General features: G+C 33.4%; 13 protein-coding genes. 4 read left to right on the forward strand and 9 right to left on the reverse strand.

The annotated features are described in order from the left end of the window. Position 1: 1 nt before the first annotated feature. The 7 genes from BXU10_RS00625 to gcvP form a co-directional block, all read right to left on the reverse strand. Positions 2-763: an ABC transporter ATP-binding protein gene (locus BXU10_RS00625; protein ID WP_031455613.1), complete on the reverse strand. Its 762-nt coding sequence runs from the start codon at positions 761-763 to the stop codon at positions 2-4. Next, positions 763-1,509 (reverse strand): ABC transporter permease, encoded by a 747-nt coding sequence (locus BXU10_RS00630; RefSeq protein WP_031455614.1) that lies wholly within the window; start codon positions 1,507-1,509, stop codon positions 763-765. Before BXU10_RS00630 ends, BXU10_RS00625 begins: the two co-directional genes overlap by 1 nt. A gap of 80 nt (positions 1,510-1,589) precedes the next feature. Further along, the gene (locus BXU10_RS00635; protein WP_078227870.1) at positions 1,590-2,438 is read right to left on the reverse strand and encodes a glycosyltransferase family 2 protein; all 849 of its coding nucleotides are present in this window, start codon (positions 2,436-2,438) and stop codon (positions 1,590-1,592) included. A 95-nt stretch (positions 2,439-2,533) separates the two neighbouring features. After that, positions 2,534-3,055, reverse strand: coding sequence for a methyltransferase (locus BXU10_RS00640; protein WP_078225687.1), 522 nt, complete (start codon positions 3,053-3,055; stop codon positions 2,534-2,536). 236 nt (positions 3,056-3,291) lie between these two features. After that, positions 3,292-4,350, reverse strand: coding sequence for a 3-oxoacyl-ACP synthase III family protein (locus BXU10_RS00645; RefSeq protein WP_078225688.1), 1,059 nt, complete (start codon positions 4,348-4,350; stop codon positions 3,292-3,294). A 258-nt stretch (positions 4,351-4,608) separates the two neighbouring features. Continuing rightward, on the reverse strand, positions 4,609-5,898 hold the full coding sequence (locus tag BXU10_RS00650) for a hypothetical protein (RefSeq protein WP_078225689.1): 1,290 nt from the start codon (positions 5,896-5,898) through the stop codon (positions 4,609-4,611). Positions 5,899-6,253: 355 nt separating this feature from the next. After that, positions 6,254-9,103 (reverse strand): aminomethyl-transferring glycine dehydrogenase, encoded by a 2,850-nt coding sequence (gene gcvP, locus BXU10_RS00655; protein ID WP_078225690.1) that lies wholly within the window; start codon positions 9,101-9,103, stop codon positions 6,254-6,256. 220 nt (positions 9,104-9,323) lie between these two features. On the opposite strand from gcvP, the gene BXU10_RS00660 reads away from it, so the two are divergent. From BXU10_RS00660 to BXU10_RS00675, 4 genes are all read left to right on the forward strand, one after another. Beyond that, a complete protein-coding gene (locus tag BXU10_RS00660; protein ID WP_078225691.1) occupies positions 9,324-10,136 on the forward strand; it encodes a hypothetical protein in 813 nt (270 codons plus the stop codon). A 441-nt stretch (positions 10,137-10,577) separates the two neighbouring features. Next, entirely contained in the window at positions 10,578-11,129 is a 552-nt protein-coding gene (locus tag BXU10_RS00665; protein WP_078225692.1) for an inclusion body family protein, read from the forward strand. Positions 11,130-11,212: 83 nt separating this feature from the next. Further along, positions 11,213-11,752, forward strand: coding sequence for an AidA/PixA family protein (locus tag BXU10_RS00670; RefSeq protein WP_078225693.1), 540 nt, complete (start codon positions 11,213-11,215; stop codon positions 11,750-11,752). A 422-nt stretch (positions 11,753-12,174) separates the two neighbouring features. Then, positions 12,175-12,582, forward strand: a complete 408-nt coding sequence (locus tag BXU10_RS00675) for a DUF1842 domain-containing protein (protein WP_078227871.1) — start codon at positions 12,175-12,177, stop codon at positions 12,580-12,582. A 281-nt stretch (positions 12,583-12,863) separates the two neighbouring features. On the opposite strand, the gene BXU10_RS00680 is transcribed toward BXU10_RS00675, so the two are convergent. Further along, positions 12,864-13,322: an SRPBCC family protein gene (locus BXU10_RS00680; RefSeq protein WP_078225694.1), complete on the reverse strand. Its 459-nt coding sequence runs from the start codon at positions 13,320-13,322 to the stop codon at positions 12,864-12,866. Continuing rightward, positions 13,319-14,272: a hypothetical protein gene (locus BXU10_RS00685; protein WP_078225695.1), complete on the reverse strand. Its 954-nt coding sequence runs from the start codon at positions 14,270-14,272 to the stop codon at positions 13,319-13,321. The genes BXU10_RS00680 and BXU10_RS00685 overlap by 4 nt, the downstream gene beginning before the upstream one ends. Between the last annotated feature and the right edge of the window lie 27 nt (positions 14,273-14,299).

Below are 14,299 nucleotides of genomic sequence, written 5' to 3' on the forward strand. Positions count from 1 at the left end.
TTTACCCTTTCAAATAAGCTTCTCTTACCTTTTTGAATAAATTTGAAGAATAAACAAATTTTACGATGTCTTTATTCTCTGTTCTAAAGATTTCTTCTTTAGTTCCCTGCCACGCTTTAAGCCCTTTCTTTAAAAAAACAATATTTTCTCCAATCTCCATAACCGAGTTCATATCGTGGGTATTAATCACGGTTGTAATATTGTATTCTTTGGTAATTTCCTGAATCAAATTATCAATCAATGTTGAAGTATTAGGATCCAGACCAGAATTTGGCTCATCACAAAATAAGTATTTTGGATTATTTACGATAGCACGTGCAATTGCCACACGTTTCTGCATACCTCCTGAAATTTCAGATGGCAGTTTTTTGTGAGCCTCAACTAAGTTTACCCTTTCCAGAACAAAGTCAACACGTTCTTTGATTTGGGCTTTGTTATTATTAGTGAACATTCTTAATGGAAACGCGACGTTTTCAGCAACAGTCATCGAATCGAATAAGGCACTTCCCTGAAAAACCATTCCAATTTCAGTTCTTAGTTCTCTTTTTTCATCAGGATCTAAATCAGAATAAATTCTTCCGTCGAACTCAATCGTTCCTGAATCAGGAGTATGAATTCCTAATAAGGTCTTTAGTAGTACCGTTTTTCCGGATCCACTCTGACCAATAATCAAATTGGTTTTTCCGGATTCAAAAACGGTCGAAACGCCTTTTAAAACCTTACTGTCACCAAATGATTTTTCTATATTTTTTACTTCTATCATTATCCTAATAATAATTGGGTTAATATATAATTAAAAAGAATGATACAAACCGATGTCCATACAAACGATACCGTACTCGCTTTACCAACTTCCAGTGCTCCGCCTTTCATGTAATATCCATGAAAGGATGGAATCGTGGCCAATAACATAGCAAAAATTAAAGTTTTGATAAAAGCGTAGGTAATATGAAAAGGTATAAACTCCCATTGAGCTCCGGAAATAAAATCCTGACTTGTCGAAAATCCACCATAAGCAGAAGCAAGCCAACCTCCAAAAATACCTAAAAACATACTGATTCCAATTACAAATGGATACATGAACAAAGCTATAATTTTTGGAAAAACAAGATAGTTTAAGGAGTTGACTCCCATAACTTCTAAAGCGTCAATTTGTTCTGTAACGCGCATCGTTCCAATGCTGGAAGTAATATATGACCCCATTTTTCCGGCCATAATTACCGAAATAAAAGTAGGAGCAAATTCCAGAATTACCGATTGACGTGTTGCAAAACCAATTAAATATTTAGGAATTAACGGATTGGTTAAATTTAAAGCAGTCTGAATGGCTACAACTCCTCCGATAAAGAAAGATATAAAGCAGACAATTCCAAGAGAGTCAATAATCAGGTCGTCGATTTCTTTTAAGATTAAACTTTTCATTACAGGCCATTTGGTCTGTTTATTGAAAATTTCTTTCAGCATTAAAAAATATTTCCCTACCTGGGATAAATAACGAATTAACATCATAGTTTTACAAATATTGGCTAAGGTAAAAAGAAGTTATGAGTTTTGGGTTATGAGTTCCCGTTTTTCGGTTTCTTTGGCAATCAAATTAACTTTTGTTTCATTTTTTGAAAACGATACTTTCTAATAAATTTAGCCTGTTCAGGGGTAACCAATAATGGTGTTTTGGCTTTTTTTGCCTTCCAGAAACCTTTTATGTAATCTAAGAAAAGAAGTGGTTTTTTCTTCATCATCGCCAATTTTGCAGAAGCAATTGCAGTAATCCAAAATCCATATCCTAAAGTGTAAAAAGCTTCACCTTGTTTATAACGGGCTGTTTTATTGTAATTGGCACCGGTTGGTTTTAGGTGTTTTACATGTAAAGATTCGTCTGTGACAATTTTCCAGTCGTAATATTTACAAAGCAATTCATCTACCGTGTCCCAACCCATTGCAGGGCGTAATCCGCCAATTTGTTGATATGTTTCTTTTCTGTAAGCTTTTAAGGCTCCTCGAATATGATCTTTATCGGTTAGGTTTTCCAGGATCCAGTCGCCGTTTTTTTCGATATAGCAAAACCCGCCTGCCATTCCCACTTTTGGGTCAGATTCGAAATGTTTGATAATGGATTCAAAATAATTAGCAGGAAAAATCAAATCGCCGTCTATTTTTACGATGATATCATATTCGGTATCTAAAGTTTCAAAACCTTTTTGAAAAGCCTGAATCACTTTGCTTCCCGGCATATGAATGGCGTCTGAAGTTTTGTTTACAACAGAAATAAACGGGTTTTCTTTTGCAAAACTTAATACAACTTCTTCTGTTTTATCGGTAGAATTGTCATTGACAACTACAACCTTTGAAGGTAAAACGGTTTGTGATACCAGAGATTGTAAAGTAAGGCCAATTAAATCCTGTTCGTTATGAGCCGGAATGACGATGTAATATTTCATAATTTTCAATTTAAATTCCAATTTTTTAAAATTCCAAATTCCAATTCAAATAGTTTTAAATTGGAATTTGGAATTTATTTTTTTGAAATTTGCTATTAGGCTTTTTCCGCGTATACAATATAATAACGATTGGTGAAACTGCGTAAAAAAGGTCTTAATCCAAACTTTTTTACTGGGTTTGTCCATTTTTGTCTGTCGATGATTTTCCAGCCTGTTTTTTCCAGAAGCCAGTCTAACTGCCAGTCTTCAAATTCGTGATAATGCCTGTCCCACATATCTGTTTTAGAACGATAAGCAGGTGAAAACCACAAACGCATCGGAATTGAAATCAAAAGTTTGTCTGATTTGATTTCGTTTAAAATTGTAAACGGATTCAATAAATGTTCGAATATTTCGAATGCGGTCACCACATCTGAATTGGCATTTTTCAATGAATCCTGATTTAAATCCAAATCTTCACCAATTGTATTGTTTACGGAGTATCCAGCTTCTTTCATGATTTTTGAAAATGGATTTTCGACTCCCAGATCCAGGATCGTTTCAGAGGTTTTGATGTGTTTTTGTAAAAATTCTAAGGTAAGTTTGAATCTTTTATTCGGAAACGTTTTTTCGTACATAGTATGGATGTGAACGAAGCAGGGCCAGTTCTTAATTTTATGATTAGGTCGCAAATATACAAAGATATCTTCTGATTTTGGTGTTTTTTAGCCCGGATAGAAATGAAAAGCCCACGACTTAAAAAGTGTAGTTTTTGCAGGTTTAAAGAAGCGACTGGAAGAAGCTTTTTTAAAGCAATAAAAACACATTTTTTAAGTGTGGACTTGTAATGGATAGCCGGAATAGCTGCTAAAATTTAATATCGGTATACAAATGCATTAATGTTCATTCCTGCTCCAACCGAAGCGAAAATGACCACATCGCCTTTGTTGATTTGGTGATTTTCCAGTTTTCCCTGAATTAACAGGTCATATAGTGTGGGTACAGTTGCAACACTGCTGTTTCCTAAATCGTGTATACTCATAGGCATAATATCTTTAGGGGCTGTTTTGTCGTATAATTTATAAAAGCGATCAATTATGGCTTCATCCATTTTTTCGTTTGCCTGATGAATAAGGATTTTTTTTACCTCATCGATAGCAATTCCGCTTTTATCCAGACAGTCTTTCATGGCATTTGGAACATTGCTTAATGCAAATTCGTAAATTTTACGGCCATACATTTTGATGTATTTGATATCGGGATCTAGATCCGGATTGTATGATTTTCCGAAGAAAAGGAAGTTGGCTTCATCATTTGCAAAAGTGGCACTTTCGTAAGATAATAAACCGGCTTCATCTGTCGAAGCTTCTAAAATTGATGCTCCGGCACCATCTGAGTAAATCATCGAATCGCGGTCGTGTTCGTCAACTACTCTCGAAAGGGTTTCTGCCCCTATGACCAAAACTCTTTTTGCCATTCCGGATTTTATAAAAGCATTGGCCTGCAATACACCCTCAATCCATCCCGGACAGCCAAAAAGAATATCATAAGCAACACACTTAGGATTTTTAATATTTAATTTGTTTTTGACACGCGTAGCTAAACTAGGGATCATATCAGACTGATTGGTGCCGGTTTTTACGTCACCGAAGTTGTGCGCAAAAATGATATAATCTAAAGATTCTTTATCGATGTTGGCGTTTTCGATTGCTTTTTCAGCTGCGTAAAATGCCAAGTCAGATGTAGTGTGTTTGTCTTCGGCATAACGGCGGTTTTCAATACCCGTTATTCCTTTGAATTTTTTAATTACGACTTCGTTTGGGTATCCAAAAGGTGTTCCATCTTCATTAAAAAAAACATGTTTATCAAAATCGGTATTCTTAACTTCTTTTTGCGGAATATAGCTTCCGATACCTATAATCTTTATTTTCATTAGTTTCTTTTTCCAAAATTTTAAGCTAATTTATAAATAAATATATTATTTAAAGGATAAAAATTACTATGCATGCATATAATTATGAAATAGTAATTTTTTAAGTGATATAATGATTATTTTTTAATGATTTTTTAATTTTACAGAGATTTCAAACGATTGAAATAGGTGTTCTATAGTAATTATTTTGATTTCAATTTAAAAAAATACCCCAATCTGAATTTTCGAATTGGGGAGGTTGCAATACTTTATTTTGTGCTATTTGTCAATTCTTTCGAGGCTAACAGCTCTTTTATTAATCTCTTCATTTACAGTTTTAAATTCGCCTTCTTTACTGATTTCTGCAAATATTTTTTTACCATCTTTTAGTCTTAAAGCACTAAATTGTACTTTATCATTATTGTCAGCATTTAAAGTGTAAACTTCATATTCTCCAGAGTTGAGCAATTTAGTATATTCATGTGTGTTTAAATTGACTTTATATAATTCTGTTTTTGTTGCGATATAGTAATTTTCTTTAGAAGTTACAATTTTTGCACCTTGATCAATAGCTGGCAAATTAATAGGCTTGATAGAATTATCGTCTTCAAAGAATTCCCAATTCATTACTCCCCAGCTGTAGTAAGTGTCTATAAATATAACTGATTTTTCTTTTTTTATCATATAAGAACCCTGACTAGATGTTCTAAACATGTTGCCTATATCTGCATAAGGCGTATTGCCTTTAATAGCCCATACCATAGTGGTACTTATGTTATCACCATCTATATTTATCTTGTTTATTTGTGGGTGGTATCCATCATTAAAAGTATAAGTAATGAAATAAAAGTTGCCATTGCTTCCTAACCAAAATTCACGATTATCTTTTCCCTCTACCTTAACTTCATAGATACCACCATTAGCTTTTCTTATACGAATACCATATTTATCATTGCCATTGCTCATGTCATATTGATACATACAGTTTCCTTTTGAATCAACTTCAAAAGCCATAGCAGATTGTCCACTTGGCAGATAATCTAATACATTAATATCATCTGGGTTGTTTAATGATAATTTCCCGATTGAATTAGATGCTTTGTAATAATATATATTTCCTTCAGAATCATTTTTAGGTAAAATTTCACCTAATTTTCTACTGCCAAAAGAAAAGTTAATTGACGAAGCATCATAAATAGCACCATCGCTTTTTCGTACTAAAATATTCGTATACTTTTTATCTGATATGTTAAATACACCTGAAAGTAAAATATAATCAGAGTTTAAATTTTGCACACTTGATACAATTGGGGCAGTAGCATCTGAACCGTCTTCATTGGTGAGATTTAAAGGAACAAAAGTACCATCATTTAAAACTTTAAATAAATTTGTTTCGTTTGCGAGTGATTTATTTGTAGTAGAGCTTTCAATAACAGCAAGACTTTTTGCATCTGAAATGTTTAAAACAGTTTTTTGAGATCCGCTTTCACCGTTTTCTCCATTATCGTTGGAACAACTAATGAATGTTAATAGAATGATAGTACATAATGGATGTAGAATTTTTCTCATATTGGCTTTTATAAATTAAAATATATTTTGTGCTAAAGTAAAAAAAAACGGTTACTATTTCCTGCAAAAATAATTTTTTTTAACAGAGAAATAATAAAAAAAAGAGGCTGTCCGAAAAGTAAAATGAATTGTTATATTTCTTTATTTCAATGATAATTTAGTAAAAAATGTCTTCTAAAAGAGTTTTTACTGATATATGACTAATAAAAGAGGCTGTCCGAAAAGTATGGACAGCCTCTTTTTTATACTAAAATATTTGGCCTCCTATTGGAGACGAATTTCATTTATGCAACTCTCAGAGGCTAGCTTCGACTTTTCGGACAGCCTCTTTGGTGTTATAAATAAACTAAAAAAATTAATTCTCTATATATGCTTCAATAGGAGCACAAGAACAAACTAAGTTTCTGTCACCATAAGCGTCATCTACACGACGAACTGATGGCCAGAATTTATTGTCCGCAATGTAATCTAACGGGTAAGCTGCTTTTTCTCTGGTGTATGGAAAATCCCAGGTATCGGCTGTAAGCATTGCTAAAGTATGCGGTGCATTTTTCAAGACGTTGTTTTTATTCTCTGCTGCAGCGGTTTCAATTTCTTTTCTGATTGCAATAAGAGCATCACAGAAGCGGTCTAATTCGGCTAAGTCTTCTGATTCAGTTGGTTCAATCATAAGTGTTCCTGCAACAGGGAAAGAAACTGTTGGTGCGTGGAAACCGTAATCCATTAAACGTTTTGCGATATCACCCACTTCGATTCCGTTTTCTTTGAATGAACGGCAATCTAAAATCATTTCGTGAGCCGCTCTTCCACATTCTCCTGTGTAAAGAATTGGATAATGTCCTTCGAAACGGGATTTCATATAATTGGCATTCAAAATAGCATGTTCGGTAGCACTTTTTAATCCTTCAGCTCCCATCATGGTGATGTAGCCGTAAGAAATCAAACATACCAAAGCTGATCCGTAAGGTGCAGATGAAATGGCTGTAATCGCTTGTTCACCGCCTACATTAAGGATTGGGTTTGTTGGTAAAAACGGTACCAGTTTTTCGTTCACACAAATTGGTCCAACACCTGGTCCGCCGCCACCGTGAGGAATAGCAAAAGTTTTGTGTAAGTTTAAGTGACAAACGTCAGCACCAATAGTGGCAGGATTTGTTAATCCAACTTGCGCGTTCATATTAGCACCGTCCATATAAACTAATCCGCCGTTTTCGTGGATTAATTTTGTAATATCGATGATAGTAGACTCGTAAACTCCATGAGTAGAAGGATAGGTTACCATTAAACAAGACAAATCGTCTTTGTGTTCAATCGCTTTTTCTTTCAAATCTTCAACGTCGATGTTTCCTTCCGGAGTCGTTTTGGTAACTATAATTTTCATTCCGGCCATAGCTGCAGAAGCCGGGTTGGTTCCGTGTGCCGATGATGGAATTAAACAAACATTACGGTGACCTTCGCCACGTGAAATATGATAAGCACGAATAGCCATTAAACCAGCATATTCTCCCTGAGCTCCAGAGTTAGGTTGTAGAGTAGTGCCTGCAAATCCTGTGATTACGTTTAATTGCTCTTCTAATTTTTTAAGCATGGTGATGTAACCTTCTGCCTGTTCAATTGGAGCGAATGGGTGAATGCTGTTCCAGTTTGGCATTGATAAAGGCAGCATTTCTGATGCAGCGTTTAATTTCATGGTACAAGAACCTAACGAAATCATCGAGTGATTCAATGATAAATCTTTACGCTCTAATTTTTTGATGTAACGCATCAACTGACTTTCTGAATGATAATTGTTGAATACATCATGCGTTAAAAAAGAAGATGTTCTTTCTAATGAAGCAGGTAATTGACTCGTCTCAGTTAACTCAGAAATCGTTAAAGTTTCTTTTCCTAATGCTTTAGCAAAAATGGCAACAATTTGATTGATGTCTGCTACTGAAGTTGTTTCGTTTAATGAAATAGAAATCGTATCGGCATCAATATAGAAGAAATTTACTTCGTTTGTTTCTGCAACAGCTTTTACTTTTTGAGCATCTGCTTTAACTAAAATTGTATCAAAGTAAGCTGTGTTAGTTTGGTAAACTCCTAATTTATTTAAAGCTTCAGCAGTAGTAACCGCCGATGCGTGAACTTTATTTGCGATGTATTTTAAACCTTTTGGTCCGTGGTAAACGGCGTACATTCCGGCCATAACGGCCAATAAAACCTGTGCTGTACAAATATTTGAAGTCGCTTTTTCACGTTTGATGTGCTGTTCACGGGTTCCCAAAGCCATACGTAACGCACGGTTTCCGTTCACATCAATAGAAACTCCAATGATACGTCCTGGCATAGATCTTTTGTATTCATCTTTAGTTGCAAAAAATGCAGCGTGAGGTCCGCCATATCCCATTGGAACACCAAAACGTTGCGTAGTTCCAACCACAACAGCAGCTCCCATTTCTCCCGGAGAAGTTAAGGTAGCTAAAGATAAGATGTCAGCAGCAACAGCTACTTTAATTTCGTTTTCTTTTGCTTTAGTGATAAAAGCGGAATAATCGTTTATTTGTCCGTATTTTCCAGGGTATTGTAAAATAGCTCCGAAGAATTCATTAGAGAAATCAAATGTTTCATGGTTTCCAACAACCAATTCAATTCCAATTGGAGTCGAACGGGTTTGTAATACTGATAATGTCTGAGGTAAGATTTCTTCAGAAACGAAGAATTTGTTTACGTTGTTTTTCTTTTGATCACGGGTACGAACATCAAATAATAACGCCATAGCTTCAGCAGCTGCCGTTCCTTCGTCTAGTAAAGAAGCATTTGCAATTTCCATGCCTGTCAATTCGATAACTGTCGTCTGGAAATTTAATATCGCTTCAAGGCGTCCCTGAGCAATTTCAGCCTGGTAAGGTGTGTAAGCTGTATACCATCCCGGGTTTTCGAAGATGTTTCTTTGAATTGGAGCTGGTACAATCGTGGGGTGGTATCCTAAACCAATATATGATTTGAAAACTTTATTTTTTTTGCCTAATTCCATGATATGGGTAGCATACTCATATTCGGTCATTGCCGGATCAAGGATTAAATCATTTTTTAAACGAATTCCATCAGGAAATGTTTCATAAAGTAATTGGTCCATGTTGTTAACACCAATTGTTTTGAACATGTGTTCAAGGTCATTTTCTCCTGTCCCAATGTGTCTTAAAGCAAAAGCATCTGTTCTCATTTGTAACTTTCTGTATTTTTAAGAGAATGTAATTTACAAAGTATATTTTCCTGTTTAATGGTATGCTATACAAGGTTTATTACATTTTATAGTAAATGTGTTGTTTTTTTGTGGCGCAAAATTAAGTATTATTAATAATTTAATGGGTATTTTTAACTTCAATTTTTATGAATTTTTCAACCAATAGGTGGGTTTGTTAACAATTGATTAGATTTGAGAGATGAAATTACTGAAACACATATTTGATTTTTACTTAAACAGCAGTATTCACGTGGCTTTGTCCTGTTATGCTCTTGTACGGATTACGTTTCATGTATTTCATATACAGTACGATGAATCGATGGCATTGTTTGTGTTTTTTGGAACAATTGTAGGATATAATTTCGTAAAATATGATGCGTTGGTTCGGGTTAAGAAAAATCCAATTGGAACCCAGCTTAAAATTATTGCTGTTTTGAGTTTTATTTCGGTGATTTTAGTTGGTTATTATTTTTTTCATCTTAAACGTGTCACTCAAATTGTTTCTGTTGGAATATTTGCCATAACAGCACTTTATACCTTACCTTTTTTTCCAAATCGTAGAAATGCCAGAAACTGGGCAGGAGTAAAAATTTATATTGTAGCCCTTTGTTGGGTAGGGGCTACGCTGGTTTTACCTTTAATAAATGCGGAACTTCCGTCAACATTGGATTTTTTTATTAAATGCCTGCAACGATTTGTATTGGTTTTTGTATTGATTTTGGTTTTCGAAATTATTGATTTAGCCAATGATGATCCGCATTTACAGACTGTACCGCAAACCATAGGCGTAAAGCGAACAAAATATTTAGGGTTTTTATTGCTGGTTCCGTTTTGGTGGCTAGAGGTTTTTATCTCTACATTTAATTATCATGATGCCATTATTAATCTTATAATGGTCATTATCTTAATGCTTTTTATTGCATTTGCAAATCCCAACCGCTCTAAATATTATACTTCTTTCTGGGTCGAAAGCGTGCCGATACTTTGGTGGCTGATGATTGTTTTATTATAACTCTTTCCCTTCATTACTATTTTATTCTACTCAAAATAGGTGTTTTTTTAATATTTAAAATTTCTCTGGACGAGATATGGATCGTTATATCTTACTATAAAGTCTGTTTTAATTTTAAAATTATAGAAATAATCGTACATATGTTTTGCCTCTTTCGTAACTAAGAACTTACGTTTTATGACATTTATTCATTTAAAATTATATATCTGATATAGTTTTGGGTATGAAATAAATGCTAGCAATAATTTATTCTAATCTTTTTTTATTGATTTTCAGTTAATTACTGTTTTTTTTTAGCACTGTTTTTTGAGATTCAACTTAAAAAAAAATCAAACCAACAGGTGGAGCAGAACCCACTAAAAAAACGAACTGTTTCGTACAGTAAAAAACGAAGGCGTAACCCAAAAAGCCTTATGAGTAGGGAAATAAATAAATCAAATCATGAGTCAAGCTTCTTCAGCAGCCTCAGCTGCACAGATCGATATTCTTGTTGTAATAGACACAGAATATATTAAAAGTCATTTTCCTAGAAACACTGATCCTAATAATGCTCCTGGAATAGATCATAACAGCCAATATATGATAGGTTATAGCCCAAGAGGAATTGTTTCTGGTCAGGGTACAGCAGATTTAAGTTTTAGAGCAAACGTAGGAGATTATGTTTCTTTTAGAGGATCATCAATTCAGCAAAACTCTGATGATTCTGTAATCCTTTACGGAATCAAATACTGGGTAGGAGATAAAGTATTTAATACATTTACAACAAACATCGTTACAAGAAACAGAGCTGTACAGCCTAATCCTGATCAGCCAAATGGTATTCCTCCAGTTTTAACAGTTCAAAATTTTACTAGTTATGACTCTAAAATAGCCAGAGGCGGAACAGAGAATTTTTATGTATACATCGCTGTTTATACTCTTGCTTCTGATGGACAGACTCAAGAATTATATGGTTACTACTATTGGGATCCACAAGTTGTAGTTCCAGCTTAATTCTTATTAAGCCCTAATAAACTTTTAGAAAACACGAACTGATTTTTTTTGTTCGTGTTTTTTTAATCATAAAAACAATTAAAATGGACAATTCTTTATCAACTCTTCAGAAAAAAACGGTTTGCAGAATTTTGATTGTTATTGATACAGCCGCAATTAAAAGTAAATATTTTAATCAGGATATTGATCTGGAAGAACCAATTAAAATAGAACAGGCTAACTGGTTTGCAATTTGTCAAAAAAAGAATCCTAAGGCTGTAAATTCGTTGCATACGATTAGTGTTGATTCTAAAAAAAATGACAAAATCATAATTTCGGGAATTTCTATTGATGGAGACTCATCAGATGCCATTATTCTAAATCAAATATTAATTAAAAAAAAGGATATTAATTTTGAGTCAGTTTGTTTAACAAAGAAAACGGTTTCAAATAATGAAAATAGTGAAAATGGATTGCCTGTAATTAATACAGAGCAAAATGTAATATGGTTTGAATCGATAGTTTCTCATTCTGGAAAACGCAAAATTATAATATACTTCTCATTATATTATTTAAACTCAGATGGTAATCAACAGGATTTATACGGCCGTTTTTGGTTTCCTTTAGAAATTAATATTTTATGATCATTTGGGATTAAAATTTTTTAAAAACTAATTTTTAATTCTGTCAAAACATTCAGTGTTTTTAGTCAGGATTTTTTGTTTACTTCATCTCTTCTTGTTAAGAGTTTATTTAAGAGTGTTTTATCATTATTGATGCTTATGTTAAAAATGAATTAAATAGGATAATTGCCTGTATATCAATATTTATCGCATTCATGCCTAAAAATCTCCCATTCATAACATTTTTATATTTAAATCTATTTGTCTGATATAGTTTTGATGTGGAAAGTTAAGGTAGTCATGATAACAGTCTTTCGTTTTCTTTTCAATATGATAAAACAATTAATATCTATACAAGTCAAGTAGTGGAGCAGATACCACTAAAAAAAAACGAGGCGGTTCTGAAAAGCCTTATGAGTAAGAAAACATATAAATTCAAAGTTATGTCAGATTTATTAGCAGGTGCTTATTTAGCAAAAGGCACAATCGGGAATGTTGGGATGCCGGGTGCTCCAGTTGCATCATTTGTTTTAGTTGTTGTACCATCTCAACATTCTGTGTCAGGTACAGTAGTAATTACTCAGGCTATACAAGGTCCTGATAGTTATATCGTAGTTCCGGTAACAGGAAAAATATTTTCAACCGGAATAGGAAAAGTGACACAAGTTGTTGGTTTAAAAGGGCAGTATGTGCACTCAGTTCCTCCACCGGCATTTGGTTCTTTCCTTGCCGACTTTGAGGCTAATTTAGCAATCGACAACGAATGGAACGGTACTGGAGGGTTCTCATATTATGAACATAATATAGAAAACGTTCCGGTTAAAGCTGCAAATCAGGTTGAGTTAGTATAAAAATTAAGTAATTCAATTATAATTTATACTTAAGAGGCTCGTATAATAACAAGCTCTTTTGTTAAAGATTTAATTTTAAAAATGCTTAAAGGCTGTATGTTTTTTGCGTGATCCTGTTCTGAATGCTAATTATTTAAAAACAAAGTGCTTCGAGAAAATAGAAAACGAAAATAAACAGTATCAAGAGTTTGTTCGTACCAAACAATAATAACACTAGCAGATTACTCTTTTTTGGGGGAAAGTTAATTCGTTTTGGGGAATTAAAGTTGTGACTTTTAAAATTAAATCTCTTTATTTTCTGCTATTTTTTTGAGCGTTTTATTTCTTTCCAGAAGAAAATAAATTAGATGGTTTTTTAAAAGCAGGGTATCGAATAATTTTCCGATAATGCCAAACGGAGTTTCATATTGCAGTTTATCTGTCATTATGGTAACTCCGTTTTTTTCTTCAAAAAAATGCTCATGTTTGAAGGTTTTGAATTTTCCTTCCTCCATTTCATCCACAAAATAGTCATAAAAATTCATTGCGGTAATCCGGCTTTTGTGAGTCAGGTAAAATCCGAAATGTTTGCCACGCCAGGTTACTGTTTCATTTAAATTGATTAAACCCGAAGTCACACCAGCAATTGCTTTTTCTTTTGAAGGAGCTGCAGATTTTTGGTGAATATCGATATTTCGTGATACGTCAAAAGCGATTTTTAACGGAGCATTTATTTTTGTGATGAGATGAATGGTTGTCATTTTTGATTTTCACTTCTTTCTTTAATTACTTTTAAAATATTGTTTTGGATATCTTTCATGACCCATTTTCCCCAAATTCCGGCATATGAATTGAATGTGGTTTTCATTGAAAAATTGCTGTACAAAATCAATTTGTATTGGTTATTTGCTATTTTTTCTAATTCATAAGTACCGTCCAACATATCAAAATATTCTCCACCAATTAAAATGTGTTCATCTAATGTTGTTGAAGGAATTTCAAAAGTATTTGCTTTTATTCGGAATTTCATAAGCTTTAAATCTTTGTATTCTGTCACTGTCTCATTAAAAACAAGACCTTTTTCAAAAATTGCTTTTCGATAACCTCCAACCTCTTGTTTGTCTAATTCGGCTTTGATTGGTTTTGGGAAACCAAGCCACTTCGTCAACTTCGAAGAGTCTTCTTCTTTTTTAATCTCCTTAACAGAAGTTACATTATTCCATATTGTTGCATCATTAGCATTAATAATTATGGAAGTATAGGTTTTAAAAACTTCAGGGTTTCTTGGAATGTTGTTCTCAATTGGACCAATTATAAAAGGAAGTAAAACAAGAATTGATAGATTTAAATTTTCCTGCTTTTTGGATTTTTTTACTTTAAAATGTCCCGCAATTAATCCTCCAATAGAACTAAAAATCAAGAATAAAGGTGAAATCATTATCCAACATGCCCAACCTTCCAAACCAATTAATATGGTTAAGAAAATGACCAATATAATCGGCAGCCATGGCGCAAAAAATCTATAGTTTACAGATTTTACTTTTTCGATGCTTGAGTAATAAACTGTAAGCGCTCCAATCGCAACAGGAACCAGTAAGAAAAATGTCCAAGTCATCACTGATAAAAAATCATCAAAAATAGAAGCACCAAATATGATTCTTAGCAATAAGGCAAATAAAACGGGGATTATAATTATTTTTAAATATTTCATTGGTTTAGTTTTGTTTAGTTTTTTTGT

The organism is Flavobacterium sp. LM4 (assembly GCF_002017935.1).
In the GTDB taxonomy this organism is placed as follows: domain Bacteria; phylum Bacteroidota; class Bacteroidia; order Flavobacteriales; family Flavobacteriaceae; genus Flavobacterium; species Flavobacterium chungangense.